Source organism: Pseudoalteromonas sp. SR43-7 (assembly GCF_014163785.1).
GTDB lineage: Bacteria > Pseudomonadota > Gammaproteobacteria > Enterobacterales > Alteromonadaceae > Pseudoalteromonas > Pseudoalteromonas distincta.
The window spans coordinates 56,939-75,637 of record NZ_JACJDY010000019.1 but is presented as its reverse complement, the minus strand read 5'-3'; the positions used below and the strand labels follow the sequence as shown (position 1 = coordinate 75,637).

At 38.4% G+C, this 18,699-nt stretch carries 20 protein-coding genes; 10 read left to right on the top strand and 10 right to left on the bottom strand.

Annotation, left to right across the window (positions count from 1 at the left end; all coding sequences use genetic code 11):
• Positions 1-9: 9 nt before the first annotated feature.
• The 7 genes from H5087_RS14650 to H5087_RS14620 form a co-directional block, all read right to left on the bottom strand.
• Positions 10-999, bottom strand: a complete 990-nt coding sequence (locus H5087_RS14650) for a sensor domain-containing diguanylate cyclase (protein ID WP_182672536.1) — start codon at positions 997-999, stop codon at positions 10-12.
• A gap of 184 nt (positions 1,000-1,183) precedes the next feature.
• Complete coding sequence (locus H5087_RS14645; protein WP_182672535.1) at positions 1,184-1,564, bottom strand: DP-EP family protein; 381 nt, start codon at positions 1,562-1,564, stop codon at positions 1,184-1,186.
• Positions 1,565-1,584: 20 nt separating this feature from the next.
• Positions 1,585-4,839: a winged helix-turn-helix domain-containing protein gene (locus H5087_RS14640; protein WP_182672534.1), complete on the bottom strand. Its 3,255-nt coding sequence runs from the start codon at positions 4,837-4,839 to the stop codon at positions 1,585-1,587.
• Positions 4,840-5,006: 167 nt separating this feature from the next.
• Positions 5,007-5,843 carry a mechanosensitive ion channel family protein gene (locus tag H5087_RS14635; protein ID WP_002958733.1) on the bottom strand — a complete coding sequence of 279 codons (837 nt, stop codon included), beginning with the start codon at positions 5,841-5,843 and terminating at the stop codon, positions 5,007-5,009.
• Positions 5,844-5,881: 38 nt separating this feature from the next.
• A complete protein-coding gene (locus tag H5087_RS14630) occupies positions 5,882-6,625 on the bottom strand; it encodes an LrgB family protein (RefSeq protein ID WP_182672533.1) in 744 nt (247 codons plus the stop codon).
• Positions 6,618-6,971 carry a CidA/LrgA family protein gene (locus tag H5087_RS14625; RefSeq protein ID WP_010553207.1) on the bottom strand — a complete coding sequence of 118 codons (354 nt, stop codon included), beginning with the start codon at positions 6,969-6,971 and terminating at the stop codon, positions 6,618-6,620. The genes H5087_RS14630 and H5087_RS14625 overlap by 8 nt, the downstream gene beginning before the upstream one ends.
• 71 nt (positions 6,972-7,042) lie before the next feature.
• Positions 7,043-7,834 (bottom strand): crotonase/enoyl-CoA hydratase family protein, encoded by a 792-nt coding sequence (locus H5087_RS14620; RefSeq protein ID WP_024603617.1) that lies wholly within the window; start codon positions 7,832-7,834, stop codon positions 7,043-7,045.
• A gap of 367 nt (positions 7,835-8,201) precedes the next feature.
• Here H5087_RS14620 and H5087_RS14615 point away from each other — a divergent pair, with 367 nt between their 5' ends.
• Genes H5087_RS14615 through H5087_RS14605 form a run of 3 tightly spaced genes read left to right on the top strand, consistent with a single transcriptional unit; the run spans position 8,202 to position 9,885 of the window.
• Positions 8,202-8,522, top strand: a complete 321-nt coding sequence (locus H5087_RS14615; RefSeq protein WP_182672532.1) for an HI1450 family dsDNA-mimic protein — start codon at positions 8,202-8,204, stop codon at positions 8,520-8,522.
• A 42-nt stretch (positions 8,523-8,564) separates the two neighbouring features.
• Positions 8,565-9,377 (top strand): DUF481 domain-containing protein, encoded by an 813-nt coding sequence (locus H5087_RS14610; RefSeq protein ID WP_002958728.1) that lies wholly within the window; start codon positions 8,565-8,567, stop codon positions 9,375-9,377.
• A 25-nt stretch (positions 9,378-9,402) separates the two neighbouring features.
• Positions 9,403-9,885, top strand: a complete 483-nt coding sequence (locus tag H5087_RS14605; protein ID WP_182672531.1) for a hypothetical protein — start codon at positions 9,403-9,405, stop codon at positions 9,883-9,885.
• Between the two features lie 42 nt (positions 9,886-9,927).
• On the opposite strand, the gene H5087_RS14600 is transcribed toward H5087_RS14605, so the two are convergent.
• Together H5087_RS14600 and H5087_RS14595 are read right to left on the bottom strand one after the other, a co-directional pair.
• Positions 9,928-10,413: a peptidylprolyl isomerase gene (locus H5087_RS14600; protein WP_002958726.1), complete on the bottom strand. Its 486-nt coding sequence runs from the start codon at positions 10,411-10,413 to the stop codon at positions 9,928-9,930.
• 12 nt (positions 10,414-10,425) lie between these two features.
• A complete protein-coding gene (locus H5087_RS14595; RefSeq protein WP_002958725.1) occupies positions 10,426-11,337 on the bottom strand; it encodes a folate-binding protein YgfZ in 912 nt (303 codons plus the stop codon).
• 164 nt (positions 11,338-11,501) lie between these two features.
• On the opposite strand from H5087_RS14595, the gene H5087_RS14590 reads away from it, so the two are divergent.
• The gene (locus H5087_RS14590) at positions 11,502-11,753 is read left to right on the top strand and encodes a succinate dehydrogenase assembly factor 2 (RefSeq protein ID WP_002958724.1); all 252 of its coding nucleotides are present in this window, start codon (positions 11,502-11,504) and stop codon (positions 11,751-11,753) included.
• A 55-nt stretch (positions 11,754-11,808) separates the two neighbouring features.
• Positions 11,809-12,165, top strand: a complete 357-nt coding sequence (locus H5087_RS20185) for a hypothetical protein (RefSeq protein ID WP_259397775.1) — start codon at positions 11,809-11,811, stop codon at positions 12,163-12,165.
• Here H5087_RS20185 and nadB read toward each other — a convergent pair.
• Positions 12,140-13,750, bottom strand: a complete 1,611-nt coding sequence (gene nadB / locus H5087_RS14585) for an L-aspartate oxidase (RefSeq protein WP_002958722.1) — start codon at positions 13,748-13,750, stop codon at positions 12,140-12,142. The genes H5087_RS20185 and nadB overlap by 26 nt on opposite strands.
• Before the next feature lie 245 nt (positions 13,751-13,995).
• Between nadB and rpoE the strand changes: the two genes are divergently transcribed.
• From rpoE to lepA, 5 genes are all read left to right on the top strand, one after another.
• Positions 13,996-14,577, top strand: a complete 582-nt coding sequence (gene rpoE / locus H5087_RS14580; RefSeq protein WP_002958721.1) for an RNA polymerase sigma factor RpoE — start codon at positions 13,996-13,998, stop codon at positions 14,575-14,577.
• Position 14,578: 1 nt separating this feature from the next.
• On the top strand, positions 14,579-15,196 hold the full coding sequence (locus tag H5087_RS14575) for a sigma-E factor negative regulatory protein (protein WP_002958720.1): 618 nt from the start codon (positions 14,579-14,581) through the stop codon (positions 15,194-15,196).
• Between the two features lie 4 nt (positions 15,197-15,200).
• Positions 15,201-16,151, top strand: a complete 951-nt coding sequence (locus H5087_RS14570; RefSeq protein WP_002958719.1) for a MucB/RseB C-terminal domain-containing protein — start codon at positions 15,201-15,203, stop codon at positions 16,149-16,151.
• A 20-nt stretch (positions 16,152-16,171) separates the two neighbouring features.
• Positions 16,172-16,621: a SoxR reducing system RseC family protein gene (locus H5087_RS14565; RefSeq protein ID WP_024594973.1), complete on the top strand. Its 450-nt coding sequence runs from the start codon at positions 16,172-16,174 to the stop codon at positions 16,619-16,621.
• Positions 16,622-16,896: 275 nt separating this feature from the next.
• Entirely contained in the window at positions 16,897-18,684 is a 1,788-nt protein-coding gene (gene lepA / locus H5087_RS14560; RefSeq protein ID WP_002958717.1) for a translation elongation factor 4, read from the top strand.
• Positions 18,685-18,699 lie beyond the last annotated feature (15 nt).

Sequence of the window (18,699 nt, the reverse complement as noted above, 5' to 3'; positions counted from 1 at the left end):
GTTAGTACATCACCTTATACATAATTTATTACGACCTTCCGACTTCGCTCTGTATAAGGCCGTATCCGCCGCGCATATTAATGCCTCAGATGTTCTGTATTGATTATCGTATTCACACGCTAAACCCTGACTTACACTTATTTTTACATTCGCTGGTAAACCGAGATCTCTAAAATTAATGTTGAGTATTTTTTCTTGAATACGCTTAGCAATCATTTGTGCATTTGAAATGTGCGAACGAGGCAGCACAACAGCAAACTCCTCACCACCATAGCGTGCTACTAAACTGTCTTTAGACGGTAAGCACTCTTCAATTGTACGAGCGACTTTTTGAAGGCACTTATCACCTTTTACATGGCCAAAGTTATCGTTAAATAATTTAAAGTAATCAATATCAATAAGTATAAAACTAAGAGGCTGCTTGTTAACTATGCATTCTTGCCAATTTTTAATGATGGTTTTTTCTAAAGTACAACGATTAGCAATACCAGTGAGGTGATCAAGTTTGGCTACGTTTTCCAGTACTTTATACTTTTTAACGTGCTTTGAAATATCATGCATTATACAAATAAAAAGTGGGGTACTTGCGACTACCGATTCGGGTAAACATGATATAGATAACTCAACATCTAAACAGTTACCATTGTTTTTTCTTATTTTAACTTCTTTCGGACCATGGTTGAGTGGTGTTTGATAGTTGTTTTTCCAACTTTCAAACATGTATTTATAGTCATCGCGATACTGTTCTTGTAAACAATCTTGCCATTTTTTACCTATTAATGAATCAGACGTTACATTGAAAAAACGTGCTGCTACGGGATTTACTGATTCAAACACCCCATCTGCATTAACAATAAAAATAGCATCGGCCATGACATTAGTGACATTAATAATTGCGCTTATTTTTTCATTGTTAACGGTATTAGAAATGCTGCTGATTAATGCAGATACAGCGCTGTCGGTGTTGTTTGCTCTGCTATTTTCATTATTGTTAGACATGGTGTTGCTCATTTTTATTGTTAATGAAACTTTATGTCTAGCAGTTTATTCAATTTATCGTTTTTAAACCTTTCGGTAACCTTCTGATTTAAGTTGTTGTTATTTATGTTTATTTAAGGGGCGTTTTTAAATAAATTGCACCGCAATTAATATGTCTGTGCAATTTAAAAATAAGTATTACTAATTAGAGTTCTTTTTCATTCTTAACTTGAGGATCAGCGCTTTCATATTTATTGCCATTACACTCAACGTTAAAGATTAAGCATACAGAGCCATTATTTTCATCTGTGTCGGTAATGATAATTGTGTGGCCGTTGTCACTTACTTTATAGCTGAAGTCTTGGGCGCATGGTTTTTGTGTGTCGATATTGGTGATAGTAGCGCCAGTAAATACGAAACCATTTTGAATTGTGTCATCGTCTAAATTGTAGTTGCCAGCGGTTTCAGTTCTTACAACACCACCGCCAGTAGCGGGTTCGCCATTTTTTGTATAGCTAAAAATAGCTTCACCGTTGTTAAGTTTAATATTTACTTGAAAGTCGACATTTTCTAGGGTGTTATTCATATCATTTCCTTTATGAGTAATTATAGTTGGAAGTTCGTAATGCCTAATTTAACTAGGCTTGTTTTTATTTCTGATATCTCGTCTTCTCTGTTTAAACAGGTATAAGCTTGTACTAGTGGGTATGTTATTTTTACGCTCTGACTTATTTTTGCAGCTTCAGAAATTGCTTTGATAGCACTTAAGCAAAATTGCTCTCGCTGTTTATTAGTTGTAGCTAAGTTTGCTTTGATTAAGTTTATTCTTGTATATACTAAGTAATCACCAGTTTTAGTTAGGCTGGCTAATTGATGTTTGTAGTTTTCATTATTCTCAAGCTCAGTTAATAACTCCTGCGCTTTGAGTGGTGATTGTCTATTTATAAAATATTGAATCAGTGTAATTTGTGTATTAATAGTGCTGGTATTTTTAAAATTTTGAGATTTTAAAAAATTAATTATTTTTTCAATTGTTGAGCCAGTAGCTTCATCAGTAGATAGCATTAGTGAATGTGCTAAAGAGCGATAATACATAAGCTGAAATTTATTGTTTTTTGGATCTTGTACTAAAGCTTCATTGATAACTTGATTAGCCAAGCTGGCTTTTTTATGGGCCATCCGTTTATCACTCAAATAGCTCAGTAAATAACTTTGTTGCATATATAGGTTTGCTGACGTGTAAAAAAGGCTTGCATCACGAGGGTAGTCAGCAATCAATTTTGTGATTACGCCAACTGCACCTTCCAATATATTAACTGCTTCATTAAAGTTACTTAGCTTCTCTTCTGTTTTTGCAAGCCAACTAATCGTATCGGATTTATCTCGAAGTAAATTTTTGTTATTAGGTTTCAGTTTAAGCGCTTTATTTTTAAGTAAAAGTGACTCTGCAAAGTTCTTTTTTGCAGCGCTGTAGTTGGATTTTTCTATGTATAAAGAACCTAAAGAATTAGATGAATACGATAATTCCATAATGGAGTTAAAATCATTGGCTGCCAGCGCATACATTTTTTTACTGTAAGCGTGGTATTTTTTAAACATTTGCTCAGTAGCTTGATGATTATTTTGATCATAAGCTAATTGACCAAGCCAAAAGGCATTGGCGCCTGCAAGCGTTAGTAGCTCTAAGTTGTTAGGCTGTATTTTTAATAATGCCTCAAGGCGGGTGCGGGCGTTTTCAAAGGCGGTAAAGGCTTCACCGGTTTTGCCGCGCGAATAAGCTACTTCACCCATTGCTTCGAGGGTTTGTGCGTACTGAAAACGGTTGTTAAATTGTGCTTTATTATCGCTAAAGCTAAAAAGTGAACTTGAATCGTCAGTTTGATCAGTAAAATACTCAAGTGCTTTATTACTAATACCATCAAGTAAGTCCATGCGTTCAACGCTACGTAATTTATCGGCAAAGTCACCCACCATAAACCCTAGTAAGCTTTCGGCCTCAAGCTGTTTTTTTTGCGCATGTTGTTGGGCCTTAAAACTAGTAAAGCTCATTAATAACGCGGTAAATGTAAGTAAGCACAATAAAGCAACGGTCACCCGTTTTACTCTTATTTTTGTTTTTGTTTTTTTTACAGAGCTTTTGATAAGAGCATGCTCGTTATCATCTAATTTAAACAGTTTGTCGTTTAGTAATAGCTGCGCTTCTTGTAGCGGTTTACCTGGCGCTAGGAGGTAAGCACTATTTTTACCTTCATCTATCCAATTTTGCGCTTGGTGTTGTAAACGACTTTTTATTGCTAAGGCATCTTTATGGTCATTAATCCATTGTTTTGCGCGCGGCCATTGACGTAATAATGCCTCGTGAGCAAGGCTAAAACAGGCTTCTTGGTTTTGTAAATGCGATACAAATAAACGGCTATCGACCATGGCTTGCACAAGCTCTTTTTGGCTTGTGTTCGTTAATATTTGCCAGCGGGCAGCGCGGCTCGTAATGGTTTTACCATCTGGGTTTAAAGTGATCAGTTGTGATAATACGCTTTTTAGTTGCTGCTGTTGCTCATTACTAAGGTCAATAAATATATCTTCAGCTTTTTTGCCTATGGCGCCCTCAATACCCCCGAGTTTTGTGTAAACACTGTGCAGTAGCTCGTTATTATCACTGCGCTGTAAGTACAGCTCTTGCAATGTGTATTGCAGCATGGGTAATGCATCGGGGTTATTGGCTGTATCGGCGCACAATATTTCATCCAGTGGTGTTTGGGTTTGTGGGTCATTTGAGAACGTTAAATTAGCGGTTAGCGCTGGCAGGCGAATAATTTGTTGGAGCTCTTGGCGGTTTGGCGGTGTTAAATCGTAGTGGGCGCCATGAGCTTTGCCTGCCATTAGACTTGGTTGTTCAACAACTAAAGGGTAAAAGTCGTTACGACACGCACTAAATACAATCACAGCTTTAGAGATTGCTAAGCGTTCAATAACCGATAAAAAATGGCTGCGTGTTTCGCTACTAAATATAGGAGAAGAAAGCAGTACTTCTAAGCGGTCAATAAATAAAAATAACTGTGGTGTTTTAAGTTGTGTAGAGGCTTTACTAAGTGCAGCTTGCATGGCGTTAATTACGCCATCTATTGCCAATTCTAGTTGCTCTGCAAGTGTTTGCGCGCTTAATCCTTCAAACACAGGCTGGGCGTTTATATCCCAATCAAGTAATGCAGAAGCTAAGTCTAGAAAAAGTCTATTTTTATGCACATCTGCAAAGTCGATCTGGGTGTAGGAAATAACCCCGATGCTATTATAGCCTCGCTCATCTAGCAGTTTTGGTAAAATTCCAGCATTAACAAGCGAGGATTTACCTGTACCACTAGGGCCAAGTATTAAGCAAAAAGCACGACCGTAATTTACCTGGCTAGATATCCTTTCCAGCAGGGTAGCTATAGATTGGGTACGGCCAAAAAAAACGTGGGTATCATTTGGGTTATATGCACGCAGGCCTAAGAAAGGGGATCCTCCCTGCCATGTACTTTTAGTGCTTGGGATAGGATCTGCTAACGGAAAAGATAATTTTGCAATAATGCGGTAGCCACGTTTACGGATAGTTTCAATATAATTTGGTTCATTGGCTTTATCACCGAGCGCTTTTCTTAGCTGAGTGATAGTTTTATGTAATGGATTATCGCCAATATCATTGTTTTTCCAGCATTTATTGAGCAATTCATCGCTGCTTACAATGTCGCCATTTTGTTGACACAAATGCAATAAAACTTCCATCGCTTTGGGCTCTAACTGTTTGGCTTTACCAGTGAGTTGAATTGAGTTAGTTGAAGGTGTTACTTGCCAATCGCCTAGGTAGAAGGGGTTGCGCATCATCATTACTCATTATTGTTTTTTTATTATTAAAATTAAGTGCGTATTGATATTTATTAACACTATTTATATGGCAAATAAATCTATAACACAACTATTTGAGTTTATTCTGAGCAGAGGGGGGAGTAAAGGATGAGCTTGCAGATATGCAAGCTCAAAATAAAAATAAATTAGCTTTCTAGGTCGGCTTTGTTAATTGTAATGACGCGTTGAGGGAATGGAATTTCAATATCAGCGTTATTAATTGCTTTATAAACACCACCGTTAATAGCCAGTTTGGTTTCGATAATTTTAGTAGTAGGCACCCAGTATCGGTAGCTTATTGTAACACCGCTATCGGCGAAGCGTTCAATACCCACTTGTGATAACGGATTTTGTGCGACTAATTCATGTGCTTTAAGTACGTCTTCAATGAGGCTAATCGCGTTATCAGAGCAAGCACTATAGGCTATGTCTATTTCACCTTTGACCAATGAGTAACTAAATGAGTTATGAAGTATTTCACCCACTATGTGCTTATTTGGAATGGTGATTTCTACTTTTTCTTCATTGATTAAAATAGTGTAGCCAAGCTCAATTGTTTTAACTTGGCCGCTTACATTTTTAACTTCAATAGTATCACCAACAACAAAAGGTCGAGTGGCTATAATGGCAAGGCCTGCACCATAATTAGAAAGCATTCCTTGCAGCGCTAAACCAGCACCTAAAGATGCAGCACCAATGGCTGCTACAAATGGCGTAACGCTAATACCTATTTTGCCAAGTGCAATAATTATAACCATTACAATTAGCAGTACTTTTACCACGCTACTGACAAAGTTTGTGAGCGTAATATCAACGTTATGACGGGTCATTAACGCGGCTACAAATTTGGCAAGCTTTTGTGCTATCCACAAACCAATGAGGACGATAAAAATAGCGCCAACAATTTGCATACTGTAGGTAACCATATACTCAGTAAGCATGGTGTAATATTTTTCAAACTGTTCGATTTCAGAACTGATCATAAAGCGCTCTAAGTTAGGGCTATGTTGTATTTTTCCAACTATAGCAAAATGTTGACTAAAAATGGATATAACAGCGGCACTATAATCGCTGTTAATAAAGCACTTAGTGCCATTGCAACTGATGAGTAAGCGCCTACTTTTGGATGCTCAGCAATAGCAGCAGCGGTCCCAATTGCATGGCAAGCTGTGCCCATGGCAACGCCTTGAGATTCGTGATTAAAAATATTAATGAGTTTAAAAAGCATAAAACCAAATAAAGCGCCTAGTAAACCAATAAAAATAACTAAAGCCGCAGCAAGTGAGCTAATCCCTCCTAACGAGTCAGTAACAATTAAAGATATTGGGGTCGTCACACTGAGTGCGGCAACTGATGCACTTAGCTGTGCAGGTGCGTTAAATAATATGCTTAGCAAAAATGCCACAACGGTTGCAGTAACAATGCCTAAGCTACATGTTGCGACTATGAGTAATAGATTTTTTCGTACGTGTGTAAACTGCTGATATAAAGGAAGCGCTAGAGCCACAATTGCGGGCTCTAATAACCAGCTTAGTAATTTGCTGTGCGTGGCAAATTGCGTATAAGGCAAGTTTAGATTAACGAGTAATAAAGCAATAATACTAATACTTAAAAATACGGGGTTGGTGAGCGATTTAAATACGCTGTTTTTTATACTTTGGTTTACGGCTCTTAGTGCTAAAAACAACACCATAATAAAAGGAATACTTAGCCACCATAAATTGGGCTGCAGCTCTGAAATAGCGGAAAAAGTAAAATCAGTCATTATTTTCTCTTCCCTTAAAGTACGCAATTACACTGCTAACAAGCAACAAGGTAGTTATAGGGACAAGCACCACCACTGAGGCTAAAAATGCCCAGTGCGATTTTATAAGGCCGAGATGCTCAATAAATCCCACACCCGCTGGAATGAAAAATATAGGCATAATATTTAAAATAGGGGAGGCGCATGGTTTTACATGTTGCTCTTTTACAATACCTGATAAGAGTAAAACTAATAAAATAACCATAGCGAGTAGCGGTGCAGGAAAGCTTCCACCAATAAAGTGCATAATGAGTTTAGCGCAGGCTAAACATAGTAAAATAATAGCGCTACTGAGCAGATATTTCATCAAAGTGGCTCACAGAAAAGATAAGAGCTTAACTTTAACAAATCAAACTCTTTTATGCATTGTGCAATAGTCTACCAGTGCTTTGTATTTGCGTAGGTTATATCCGCTTTTCCTTTTGCTTTAGCAATTGCTTTTTTAGTGTTTGGGTTTAGCAATAAGCGAATTTGGCTGAAGGTTTCTTTAGCGAGTATTTTTCGTTGGTTTGGTTTATAGCTAAGTTGTGTAACACGTTTAATAGCAGCAAGCGTATCGGGTGAGCGCTCAAGTAATGTATTGAGCATGTTTTGCGTGGCTTGTTGAGTATCATCGGTAAGCTGAGTAACTAAACCTAGCTCATTTGCTTGTTGTGCTGTGATTGGGTTTGCGTGGCTTGCAAGCCAAAGGGCTTGGTCACGCTTAACTAAACCGCTCATCATTACATTTGCGCCCATATCGGGGCACAACCCCCAACGCGCTTCCATAATGGCAAGCTTGGCATCAATATGAACAATCCTGTAATCGGCACCCAGCGCTATTTGTAAACCACCCCCTAAACAGTTGCCATCAATTTGTGCAATAACAGGCACGCTCAGTGACTGCCAGCCTAATACTACTTTTTGCGCTAAGTTTTGATTGCCAGGTAACCATTTAAGCAATAATTTTATAATATTCAATGGTGCCGCCATTACGGCTGATATATCAAGGCCTGCACAAAAATGCTCGCCATCGCCTTTTATTACTACAGCACGAATACTGCGATCTCTTTTTATGTTTTTAATGGCTTTGTTTAGCTCTACAAACATTTCAAAGCTTAATGCATTTTGTTTTTTTGCTCTGCTAAGCGTGACGGTTGCAATGCCATTTTGTTTTTCTAGTTTTATCATTACACACTCCTCTGACCTGTTAGTTGAGCTTATGTTGTTATAAGAATTAAGTAAAGTGACGGTATTTTTTAAATAAATGGAATTTATTGCTAAAGCTGTAGTCTTAAAGGGTTAGATTTAGATGAGAAAAAGCTAAACAATTAGAACTTGAGATAATAAAATTTTTTACGTTGTTATTTTAAGCTTAAATTAAAAAAGTAATCTTGATATTCAATGGGTTAGTTAAATTATTATTTATTGTTTGAGTTGTATGCTGAATAAAGCATGACTCAGTTACAAAAAACTCTGTGTTTTACGCTTTTTTTTATCAAAATGATGATGAGATTTGATAATATAGCGCAACTTAAAAGCTTAAGGTTAAGCACATATGTCGGGTCCACGTTTATATACGGTAGAAGAAGCTACTCACCAAGCTTATGATATTTTTTTAGAGCTAGCGCCAAATAACTTGAGTGATAAAGATGTTGAAGACTTTAATGAGTTTAGAGAAGACCTAGGCTTTATCGAAGAAGACGAGCCAGACGATCAGTGGCAAGATTTTGTTGCCCTTGAGATTGAGCCAGAGCACTTTATTCAGGTGCTAGTTGGTTTAGAATTTGAAAATGATGATGCTTTGTTTGCTAAAATTTTGATTAGTCGTGATAAAGATGCTCCGTTTTGTCATATTTTATGGAAAGAGAGTGAATAAGCAATACCGCTTATTTTTATAATTGTGTGCAGAGAGAGTGTTGTGTGTAAGTATTTATTTTTAATTTTTTTAATAATTAGCTGCCCAAGTTGGGCTGTTGATCCATTTGAAGATTTTCATGAATATGGCAAGCTCTCTGATGAAGAAATTCATGAGTTACACAAAGGTGATATGCTTTACGGTGATACTGAATTTGGTTTTATTCTAAGTAAAGGTAACACCAATTCGACCAGTTTTAAGCTCAAAGGTAATTTATACCAAGATTTTGAAAAGTGGCGTAACCAATTTAAAATAGACTCTCTTTATAAGCGTGATGAGAACGATGAAAGCGGTGGCACTGATGTTACTGCTAATCGTATTTTTGTATCAGCGCAAGGTAACTATAAAGTAGGTGTTAAAAACTCCTCATTTTTTATTTACGGTGATTACGAAGAAGATGAGTTTAGTGGACTTGATTTTAAAAGCACGGTGGCGACAGGCTATGGTGCGCGTGTATATCAAGGCTCTAAAAACAAAGTAGATATTGATATAGGACCTGGTTTATACCGTTCAGTCGCCGATGAAGATTCGGATGTGAGCGAAGATGAAATTGATAAAACCGGTTATTTAGTACGTGTTGCAATGCAGTGGGAACGTTTAGTTTCTAAGCGTACTCGTTTTAATCAAGATGTGAGTATAGAGCAGTCGCTTTCAGGTCTTAATTCTCGCTTAAAATCGGAAACCGCACTGATAAGCCAAGTGATTGGCGCGGTATCACTCAAATTTACCTACATGTATCGTTATAATTCAAAACCCGAAGATGATAAACTCAAGTTTGACTCAGAGCTGAGTGCTACATTGGTATACAGCTTTTAAGTATTTATTTAATTTAGAGAATATTATGTATCAGCATAAACAGTATGCGGTGTTTATCTTTTTTGTATTAGCGTGGATTGGCGGTTTTGTGGCGCTTGCGTGGAACTTGTTAGGCGCTGATGGACCTTTAATAATATTTACTGGGATTTTAGTGCTGGTGGGTTTTTTGTTCCATGGCCTAACAGTAAAAGTAGATGATAAAAATATTAGCTGGACGTTTGGTCCAGGCGTTGCTGGGCAAAGCATTGAGCTTAGCGAAGTAGTAGAAGCAAAAGCAGTTCAAAACTCTTACAGGCACGGTATTGGTATGCGAATTACTCATGATGGTTGGGTGTATACAGTATCTGGCTTTAGTGCAATACAGTTAACGCTCAAAGATGGCACCTTGTATAGAGTTGGTACAAACGATCAAAAAGGTTTACTAGCTGCTTTAAAAGAAAAAAACGTATCAATCGCGCTGCCTAGTAAGCCAAAAGCTGAAACGGTAAAGCGTAACAATATGATATAAAAAAAGCGCCTTAGGCGCTTTTTTTATTTGTTTAGCAGTGCATTAGTGGTCGTGGCCACACCCACCTTCGCCATGTACGTGGCCGTGAGTTAATTCATCTTCTGTAGCATCACGTACTTCTAGTATTTCTACATCAAAGTTAAGTGTTATACCTGCAAGTGGGTTATTACCATCTACAATCACTTCTTCATCTTGGATATCGATGATCATTACTGATTGGTCACCATCATCTGTTGATGCACGAAATTGCATGCCAACTTCAATTTCCATACCTTCAAACATTGATTTAGGTACTGCTTGCATTAGGTTTTCGTGGCGCTCGCCGTAACCTTCTTCAGGTTCAACCTTTACGCTAAGCGTGTCGCCTGGTTGCTTGCCCAGCAAAGCATTTTCTAGGCCTGAAATTAAATAGCCTGTGCCAATGATAAAGTGTAGTGGCTCACCACCGAACGAGTTATCAATGCTATTGCCATCATTATCCATTACTGAATAATGCATTTTTACCACTTTGTTTGCCGCAACGATCATAGTCATTCCTATTTATTCATCTTCAAGAGAGTAGGGTAGAGGCAGAATGCTTAGCTCCACCTGAGGTGTGTGTTTTGCACGAAGTACCTGAGTTACATCAGTATCGTTTGGCAACACAACGAGGCCTGTTAATTTATTTGTTTGCTCATCAAAGCTTTGTGCAATAAGTTTACCTGCACGGCGCCAATTTTCGCCTAATTGGGTTTCTAAATCAGGCTCTGAAAGAATCCCTTCGCTTTGCCCTGAAACGATATACATTGCACGTTTATTTTTACCAAGGTACTTCATACGGGCTACGGTTTCTTGACCTGTATAACACCCTTTTTTGAAACTTATACCGCCAATAGCATGTAGGTTTACCATTTGAGGAACGTACTCGCCAATTGCATCTGCACTTAGCTGAGGCTCACCGGCAAGCATCGCTGCTTGTTGCCAAGGGGCTTCGTTATCAAGTGTGGATACGTTATCAGGCATGCTAAATTGGTTATCAACCATTATTAAAACACGGTTATCAGCTAATTTTAGCGCTTTACCATTCGTAAAATCACACGCGCTTGCATCGCCTTCAAAGCTAATATCAAGTTGTGCCAGTACATCAGATAAATCATCACCAATTAAACCAATTAAACGCTTTGAGCATTCAGTAATATCAACTTTTGCAAATACAGCGTATTTTTTAAGTTCAGCTAATGATTTTTCAACTTCAGCTTGGCTACCCGCAAGGTAGTAGCTATCTTGGTAAGAAAATAATTTAAATACACCCCAAAGTTTACCTTTGGCGCTGCAATGGCCAGCCCACAAATAATTACTGCTGGTTAATTTATTTAGATCTTGAGTGATTTGTCCGTGCAAATAAGATAATTTATCAGCACCGCAGAGGCTAATAAGTTGATGAGATAACGGACATGCATAAACGCTCGACATAAAAACCTTCTTTGCAATATAAATGAAGTGACATAATAACGCAGTTGTTACGTATGGTACAGACAAGCGCTTATTGGTGCGGGTTTATTATTTAATGAGAGATTAATAGCTGCTAAATAGGCTTGTGTTTGTTAAACTCGAGTCAATTAAGTATGAGGTTTAAAATGGTTGAAATTCATAGTAAAGCACGTATTCGTTGGGCTTGTCGTCGTGGCATGTTAGAGCTAGATGTTTTGTTTATGCCGTTTGTAGAAGAAGCATACGACTCTTTGAGCGCAGAGCAACAGGCTATCTTTCAGCGTTTGCTAACAGAAGAAGACCCTGACTTATTTGCATGGTTTATGGGTCATGAAGAATGTAAAGACGAGCAGTTAAACGGTATGGTTTCGCTGATCTTAGACCGAGTTCGTGTATAGGTTTACGGTTACAAATAATAAAGCTGACCACAAACCAATTGTGGTCTTTTTTTGTATGCTCAGTTTTATATTATGTTTATTTTTAGATTCACTATTATCTATGCTTTTTTGTTTAATAATAAATGCACTAGCTGACTTGATAATGTGGCGCAAAGTATTAGCAATTCACCCAAATGAGGGAATTATAATATTAGAACCAAAGTTATTTAGATTTGAGGGCGAGAGCTTAAAAATTCAGGGTGAAATAAGTAACAAAAGCCGATTTTATGGTAATAATATATGGCTTCATATTAAAGGTTTTAGTAACAACCATTGGCTTATAATTTCAGCCAATGGCGTTAATGAGCAAAGTTATGCGCGTCTAAAACGTGCCACTGTCGGCGCAATTAATTGCGTTTTGGAGTCAAAATAGTCGGCGTTGGATTCTCACTTTGTTCAGGGTAATCAATAGTGTAATGCAAGCCTCTGCTTTCTTTTCGCTCCATAGCACTTCTAATAATTAGCTCTGATACTTGCACTAAATTACGAAGCTCAAGCAAGTTGTTACTAACTCTAAAGTTTGCATAGTAATCGTGTATTTCTTGCTGTAGCAACTCAACTCTATGCAGTGCTCGTTCTAAGCGTTTAGTAGAGCGTACAATACCTACATAATCCCACATAAATAAACGTAGTTCATGCCAGTTATGGGTAATAACAATTTCTTCATCTGAGTTACTAACACGGCTCTCATCCCAATGAGGAAGCGCCATCGGCTCTGGTGCATGTTCAATTTTACTTAAAATATCTTTAGCTGCAGCGTGGGCAAATACAATGCACTCTAATAGTGAATTACTTGCCATACGGTTTGCACCATGTAAGCCTGTGTAAGCAACTTCACCTACAGCATATAAGTTATCGAGATCTGTTTTGCCGTTAAAGTCAGTCATTACACCACCACAGGTGTAATGCGCAGCAGGCACAACTGGGATTGCTTCTTTCGTTATATCGAGGCCTACACTTAAGCATTTTGCGTAAATAGTAGGAAAGTGCTCAATAATAAAGTCTTTATCTTTGTGGCTAATATCTAAATAAACACAGTTAGCGCCTAAGCGCTTCATTTCAAAATCGATTGCGCGTGCCACTATATCGCGTGGAGCAAGCTCTTCACGGCTATCAAAGTCTTTCATAAACCGAGTTCCATCAGGGCGCTTTAAATAAGCCCCTTCACCGCGCATGGCTTCGGTAATTAAAAAGTTTTGTAGCTCTGGATGATAAAGACTTGTTGGATGAAATTGATTAAATTCCATGTTGGCAACTTTACAACCTGCACGCCAAGCCATTGCAATACCATCACCACTTGATACGTCTGGATTGGATGTATATAAATACACTTTACTTGCACCACCGGTTGCAAGAGCAACAAATTTAGCTGAAATGGTTTCTACCTTTTTAGCTTTTTTGTTCCACACATACATGCCTTCAATGTGTGAGCCTGTTTTTCCGGCGCTTTTATCTGTGATTAAATCAATGGCGTTGTATTGCTCTAAAAGCGTTATATTTTTATGAATTTTAACTTGGCTGATAAGTGTTGTTTGCACCGCTTTGCCTGTTGCATCGGCTGCATGCAATATACGGCGATGGCTGTGACCACCTTCACGTGTTAAATGAAAACGCTCTTTTCCTTTGCTATCAAACTCCATATCAAAGGGTACGCCTTGGTCGATTAACCACTGTAGGCAATCGTGGGCATTGCTGGCGGTATAATGAACAGCGTCTCTATCGCATAAACCGCCGCCTGCATCGAGTGTATCTTCAACATGAGATTCTATGCTGTCGTTTTGTTTATCAAATACAGCAGCTATACCGCCTTGGGCATACAAAGTAGAACCTTCGGTAAGCGCTCCTTTACTGATCACGGTAACGTTACAATAATTAGCTAGAGATAATGCAAGTGATAAGCCTGCTGCGCCGCTACCTATAATAGCGACATCTGCAATGTGATGTTTATTTTGGTTCATGTCAGAGGTACTTTGCGGTTACAATGCTCATATAGAGCAATATTTGTTTTTAATATCTATAGTTGTATCATATTTGTCATACTACTACGTAGTGATTTTAAAGGCTTAGCGCCGTTATTATCATCTATTTTATAAAAAAATAATATTAAGCAGAACTTTTTATTCATAAAGAGGTCAGAGTATTTGTGAACAATGACGACAATATGAATAACAAGCAAAAATCAGACATAGGAGTACCGGCTCGAATGAGCGAGCAGGAATTAGATTTAGTGCTAGTAAAAAGGGTCCAGCAAGGAGATAAAAACGCCTTCAACCTATTAGTAAAGAAGTATCAAAACAAAATTGCAGGTTTGATCTCACGTTATGTATCTAACCAAGGCGATATTGCTGATGTAGCACAAGAAGCTTTTATTAAAGCTTACCGTGCACTTCCTAACTTTAGAGGTGACAGCGCCTTTTACACGTGGTTATACCGTATTGCCGTTAATTGTGCTAAAAATTACTTAGTAGCCCAGGGGCGTAAGCCGCCAGCAAATGATATAGACGCTGAAGATGCCGAGTTTTATGATTGTGCTGATTCAATGCGATCGAATGCATCTCCTGAAAACCTACTTTTAAGCGAAGAAGTACGCGCTGTTATTTTTAATACGATTGATAGTTTGCCTGAAGATCTTAAAACCGCAATCACCCTTAGAGAAATAGAAGGGATGAGCTATGAAGAAATAGCAGTGGTAATGGATTGCCCAGTCGGGACTGTGCGTTCGCGTATATTTCGTGCCCGTGAAGCAATAGATAACAAATTAAACCCATTAATAGGCGAGTCTTAGTATGACAAAAGCACACCTTAACAAGTTAGATAACGAAGCGTTATCGGCATTACTTGATGGCGAGCAACATCTAACTGATGCAAAAATTGCAGAGCAAGATGTAACTACGTTTGGCCGTTATGCGTTAATTGGTGATGCGATGCGTGCTCAAAAAAATAATAACGACATACATATTGATATTAGCGATCGCGTTGCATTAGCACTAGAAAGCGAGCCTGTTTATGCTGACTTTAGTCAGTCAAAAACACAGCCTCAAGCAATCACTGAAACAGTACAAGATAATAAAGTAGTCGCTTTTAATTGGCGCAAACCAGTTGCTCAATTAGCTATTGCAGCAAGTGTAGCGATGTTTGCTATTGTGGGCGTTAATACGCTTCCTCAAAGTAACAATGAGCAGCAAAGTGAAATTCCATTACTGCAAACCACACCGCTAGCAGGTATGGCCTCGCCAGTAAGTTACTCATCTGAGCCTGCGCTTGAAAATGCTGAGCAAGGTTTACGTGAACTACAGCAACAGCGTATTGGTGCGTTAGTTCTTGAGCATCAACGCCAAGCACGAGTTGCGAATTCTTTAGAAACAGCGCAAACTAATACCAAAGCGTCTGAGGAAAAAAACTAATTAAATGAAAGTAATCACTTTTGTTCTGTCGTTGGTAGTAAGCTTTAATGCATTTGCCAACGACACAAATCCTGCCAAAGATTTATTACTCAAAATGGCTAATGCCGTTCACACCCGTAATTTTGACGCCTCGTTTGTGGTTGTCAAAGGTAAAACAATGGAACCCTACCGATGGGTGCATGCTTTACAAGGTGACACCGAGCTTGAGCATTTAAGTTTACTTAACGGTGCTGGGCTTGAAATGGTCCGTATCGATAATCAAGTTACTTATTTTGAACCTCAGTCTGAACCATATTCTCTAAAAACAGATTCAATAGCAGGTCCAATCCCTGAAGTACTTTTTAAAGATATAGATCGCTTAAGTGCGCACTATGATTTTGTACTAGGCGGTAAAGGGCGTATTGCAGGGCGCGCAGCGCAACTTGTTCGCATTGAATCTAAAGACGAGTATAAATATAATTATTGGATTTGGCTGGATATGGAATCGTCGTTGTTGCTAAAAGCCGCGTACGTTAACCATGAAGGTGAAGCCTTAGAGCAGTTACAGCTTACACATATTAGTGTGACAGAGCAGCCAGCCGGTATGCTAGTTGAAGTGCTCAATCGAAACTTTCCAACGCCTTTGCCAAACGATGCACTTATAAATGAAGATAGTACTGCCACTAATTGGAAAATTAGCTGGTTACCAGATGGCTTTGAGTTGCTAAAATCAGACAGACATAAGCTCGATTTAAATAACGAGTTAACTGATTATTATTTGTTCTCTGATGGTTTTGTTGAGGTTTCTGTATTTATTCAGCGCCCATTACCAGGTAAGCGTTTAAGTGGAGCACTCACTTCTGGTGCAACGACAGTATATGTGCATAATGGCGGTAATTTTGATGTTTCGGTTGTTGGTAATGTACCGAGTATGACCGCAAAAGCGATTGCAGAGTCAGTTACCCGCGCACTATAGACGATTCCGTAAGGATTGTTATGATTGAACAAACCCTCACTGTTGTGGCCCTCGATGGCCACATTGCTCATTTAGAAGCACAGCAAAAACAAGCTTGTGAAGGCTGCAATGGTCGTTGCGGCTCACAAGTGTTTAGTAAATTATTTGGCACTGCAAAAAAAACCTTTCCTTATAAATTTGAATCTTCTGTAGAAATAGGGCAAAAGGTCACTTTGTCACTAGATGATAGTCATGTTGTTAAGCATGCTTTTGCGGTTTACATGCTACCGCTCCTTTTGAGTCTTGTTTTTGCATTTGTTGCGGCGCAATTGTTTATAGCTTCCGAAGGCTGGCAGATTTTAGCTGCTGCTCTAGGTGGCGTTACTGGCTTTTTTATAGCTAAAACTCGCGTGAAATCTCTAAAGCACGATATAAAAGTTATAAAAATTCACCCAATTAGTATCCCTTTAACTCAAATAGATGGTGATTGACGCCAATTAAATGTAAAATTGCCGTTTTATACCAAAGTAACTTGGAAATACAGGGAACCGTGGTTTTTTAAATTATTTTATCTGGCTGAATTATTTAAGTTAAGTAAATATAACTTATTGTTATTCAATACATAAAATGGTTGTAACCCATCTTAAAAAGCGTAAGTACAGTTTGTTATATACAAATTTAGCTTATGGCATCCTAAAGCAAGTATTTTCAAGTCACTTAGGTATTCATATTTAGTCCATTAAAATAGAAGTATAGAATCCAGTTTATGAAGCATATCCGTAATTTTTCGATCATCGCCCATATTGACCATGGTAAATCGACCCTTTCAGATCGTTTGATCCAAGTTTGTGGCGGTTTAACCGACCGTGAAATGCAAAAACAAGTTTTGGATTCAATGGATATTGAGCGCGAACGTGGTATTACCATTAAAGCGCAAAGTGTAACGTTGAATTACAAAGCGAACGACGGCGAAACCTACCAACTTAATTTCATTGATACTCCAGGACACGTTGATTTTACGTATGAAGTTTCACGATCTTTAGCTGCTTGTGAAGGCGCGTTGCTTGTTGTTGATGCAGGCCAAGGCGTTGAAGCACAAACTCTAGCTAACTGTTACACCGCTATTGAAATGGAATTAGAAGTAATTCCAGTACTTAATAAAATCGATTTACCGCAAGCGGATCCTTTACGTGTTGCAGAAGAAATTGAAGAGATTATTGGTATTGATGCCCTTGATGCAGTGCAGTGTAGCGCTAAAACAGGTGTAGGTATTGCCGAAGTTCTTGAAATGATCGTTAAAGATGTACCGCCGCCAGTAGGCGACAAAGATGCACCTTTACAAGCACTTATTATCGATTCTTGGTTTGACCCATACCAAGGCGTTGTATCACTAGTGCGTATTAAGCACGGTGAATTACGCACTGGCGACAAAATAAAAATAATGTCGAACGAGCATATACATACTGCTGACCAAGTAGGTGTGTTTACACCTAAGCAAACCAACACCGGTATTTTAAGAACAGGTGAAGTAGGGTTTGTTATTGCTGGTATTAAAGAGATACATGGTGCGCCAGTAGGTGACACTATTACTCATCAAAAAAATGCAGCTCCACTTCGCTTACCTGGCTTTCAAAAAATTAAGCCTCAGGTTTATGCGGGTATGTTCCCAATTGCATCCGATGAGTATGAATCGTTCCGTGATGCACTCAATAAATTAAGCTTAAACGATGCGTCGTTATTCTTTGAACCAGAGAATTCAACTGCACTAGGTTTTGGTTTCCGCTGTGGCTTTTTAGGTATGCTACACATGGAAATCATTCAAGAGCGTTTAGAGCGTGAATACGATATTGATTTAATTACAACAGCACCTACGGTAATCTATGAGATAGTTACTAAAGAAGGTACATTTCAGATTGATAATCCATCTGATTTGCCTGCAGTAAACGATATTGTAGAGATTCGAGAGCCGATTGTTGAAGCTAATATTTTGGTACCACAAGAATACCTAGGTAACGTTATTACTTTGTGTATTGAAAAACGTGGTAGCCAAACAAAAATGACTTATCACGGAAAGCAAGTAGCTGTAACGTACGAGCTACCTATGGCTGAAGTGGTGATGGATTTCTTTGATAAATTAAAATCAACTAGCCGTGGTTTTGCGTCGCTTGATTATAACTTTAAACACTTTCAAACATCAGATATGGTGCGTGTTGATATTTTAATCAATGGTGAGCGCGTTGACGCACTTGCGATAATTGTTCACAGAGATGGTGCACAGTCTCGTGGCCGCCAGTTAGCTGATGCGTTAAAAGAGCTTATCCCACGTCAAATGTTTGATATAGCGATTCAAGCTGCTATCGGACAACATGTTATTGCCCGTACTACGGTAAAACAATTACGTAAAAACGTAATTGCTAAGTGTTACGGCGGTGATGTGAGCCGTAAGAAAAAGCTACTTAAAAAGCAAAAAGATGGTAAAAAACGTATGAAACAAGTAGGTAATGTTGAAGTGCCTCAAGAAGCGTTTTTAGCTATTTTAAAAGTTGGTAAATAAAAACAAAGGATTATA

What these genes read in the sequence shown, in the direction of transcription:
- H5087_RS14570 (WP_002958719.1), top strand. Translation starts at nt 15,201, where the DNA reads ATGAAAGTAATCACTTTTGTTCTGTCGTTGGTAGTAAGCTTTAATGCA.
- H5087_RS14650 (WP_182672536.1), bottom strand. Translation starts at nt 999, where the DNA reads ATGTCTAACAATAATGAAAATAGCAGAGCAAACAACACCGACAGCGCT.
- H5087_RS14625 (WP_010553207.1), bottom strand. Translation starts at nt 6,971, where the DNA reads ATGAAATATCTGCTCAGTAGCGCTATTATTTTACTATGTTTAGCCTGC.
- H5087_RS14605 (WP_182672531.1), top strand. Translation starts at nt 9,403, where the DNA reads ATGTATCAGCATAAACAGTATGCGGTGTTTATCTTTTTTGTATTAGCG.
- H5087_RS14565 (WP_024594973.1), top strand. Translation starts at nt 16,172, where the DNA reads ATGATTGAACAAACCCTCACTGTTGTGGCCCTCGATGGCCACATTGCT.
- nadB (WP_002958722.1), bottom strand. Translation starts at nt 13,750, where the DNA reads ATGAACCAAAATAAACATCACATTGCAGATGTCGCTATTATAGGTAGC.
- H5087_RS14645 (WP_182672535.1), bottom strand. Translation starts at nt 1,564, where the DNA reads ATGAATAACACCCTAGAAAATGTCGACTTTCAAGTAAATATTAAACTT.
- H5087_RS14635 (WP_002958733.1), bottom strand. Translation starts at nt 5,843, where the DNA reads ATGATCAGTTCTGAAATCGAACAGTTTGAAAAATATTACACCATGCTT.
- H5087_RS14600 (WP_002958726.1), bottom strand. Translation starts at nt 10,413, where the DNA reads ATGATCGTTGCGGCAAACAAAGTGGTAAAAATGCATTATTCAGTAATG.
- H5087_RS14620 (WP_024603617.1), bottom strand. Translation starts at nt 7,834, where the DNA reads ATGATAAAACTAGAAAAACAAAATGGCATTGCAACCGTCACGCTTAGC.
- lepA (WP_002958717.1), top strand. Translation starts at nt 16,897, where the DNA reads ATGAAGCATATCCGTAATTTTTCGATCATCGCCCATATTGACCATGGT.
- H5087_RS14615 (WP_182672532.1), top strand. Translation starts at nt 8,202, where the DNA reads ATGTCGGGTCCACGTTTATATACGGTAGAAGAAGCTACTCACCAAGCT.
- rpoE (WP_002958721.1), top strand. Translation starts at nt 13,996, where the DNA reads ATGAGCGAGCAGGAATTAGATTTAGTGCTAGTAAAAAGGGTCCAGCAA.
- H5087_RS14590 (WP_002958724.1), top strand. Translation starts at nt 11,502, where the DNA reads ATGGTTGAAATTCATAGTAAAGCACGTATTCGTTGGGCTTGTCGTCGT.
- H5087_RS14575 (WP_002958720.1), top strand. Translation starts at nt 14,579, where the DNA reads ATGACAAAAGCACACCTTAACAAGTTAGATAACGAAGCGTTATCGGCA.
- H5087_RS14595 (WP_002958725.1), bottom strand. Translation starts at nt 11,337, where the DNA reads ATGTCGAGCGTTTATGCATGTCCGTTATCTCATCAACTTATTAGCCTC.
- H5087_RS20185 (WP_259397775.1), top strand. Translation starts at nt 11,809, where the DNA reads ATGCTCAGTTTTATATTATGTTTATTTTTAGATTCACTATTATCTATG.
- H5087_RS14640 (WP_182672534.1), bottom strand. Translation starts at nt 4,839, where the DNA reads ATGATGCGCAACCCCTTCTACCTAGGCGATTGGCAAGTAACACCTTCA.
- H5087_RS14630 (WP_182672533.1), bottom strand. Translation starts at nt 6,625, where the DNA reads ATGACTGATTTTACTTTTTCCGCTATTTCAGAGCTGCAGCCCAATTTA.